This window comes from Micromonospora maritima (genome assembly GCF_902825405.1).
In the GTDB taxonomy this organism is placed as follows: Bacteria; Actinomycetota; Actinomycetes; order Mycobacteriales; family Micromonosporaceae; genus Micromonospora; species Micromonospora maritima.
In genome coordinates this window covers 1-1,240 of sequence record NZ_CADEAU010000868.1, presented here as the reverse complement: position 1 = coordinate 1,240, position 1,240 = coordinate 1, and the positions used below count along the sequence as shown (strand labels likewise).

Genomic DNA, 1,240 nt, shown 5'->3' with positions numbered 1-1,240 from the left:
CCCGTACCGGCAGGTCACCGTCGCCGCCGACCGCGCCGACGCGCTGGCCGCGCTCACCGCCGCCACGCCGCCGGCCCGGCCCGCCGACGGTACGCCGAAGGTCGTGCTCGTCTTTCCCGGCCAGGGCTCCCAGTGGCCGGGCATGGCGCTCGACCTGCTCGACCGTTCCCCGGTCTTCCGCGACCGGATGCGTGAGTGCGCCGCCGAACTGGCCGGCCTCGTCGACTGGACGCCCGAGGACGTGCTGCGCGGCGCGCCGGGCGCCCCGCCACTGGACCGGGTCGACGTGGTCCAGCCGCTGCTGTTCGCCGTGATGGTCTCCCTCGCCGAGGTGTGGCGCTCCTGCGGCGTACGCCCCGACGCCGTGATCGGCCACTCCCAGGGCGAGATCGCCGCCGCCTGCGTGGCCGGCGCGCTCACCCTGCCCGACGCGCTGCGCCTGGTGGTGGCCCGCAGCCGGGGCCTGCTCGCCCTCTCCGGCCGGGGCGGGATGGTCTCCGTACCGCTCTCCGCCGCCGACACCGCCGACCTCATCGCCCCCTGGGGCGACCGGCTCGGCGTCGCCGCGCTCAACGGCGCCGGCGTCACCGTCGTCTCCGGTGACGCGGACGCCGTCGACGAACTGCTCGCCGCCTGCGCCGACCGCGAGCTGCGGGCCCGGCGCGTCGCGGTCGACTACGCCTCCCACTGCGCGCACGTCGACGCGGTCCGCGACGACCTCACCGCCGCGATCGGCACGCTGCGGCCCCGCCCGAGCCGGATCGCGTTCCACTCCACCGTCACCGGCGAACCGATCGACACCACCGACCTCGACGCCGACTACTGGTTCCGGAACCTGCGCGAACCGGTCCGCCTCGCGCCGGTCGTGGACGCGCTCATCGACGCCGGATACCGGGCGTTCGTCGAGGTGAGCCCGCACCCGGTGCTCAAGGTCGTGGTGCAGGACGCGCTCGACCGGGCGCCCGCCGGCCCGACCGGCGTGGTGGTCGGGTCGCTGCGCCGCGACGAGCACGGCCCCCGCCAACTGCTCACCGCGCTGGGCGCCCTGCACGTTGCCGGCGTACCCGTGGACTGGGCGGCCGTGTTCGCCGGCTCCGGGGCCACCCGGGTCGACCTGCCCCCGTACGCCTTCCAGCGGGAACGCTTCTGGCCCGAGCCGGGCACGGCCGGCGGCGACGTCACCGGCGCCGGTCTCGGCGCCGCCGGGCACCCGCTGCTCGGCGCGGCGGTGCGGCTGGCC

The 1,240-nt window shown here is 77.3% G+C and carries 1 protein-coding gene; it reads left to right on the top strand.

The features are described from left to right. A partial coding sequence (locus HUW36_RS33135) for an acyltransferase domain-containing protein (RefSeq protein WP_174531614.1) occupies positions 1 to 1,240 on the top strand: 1,240 nt, incomplete at both ends.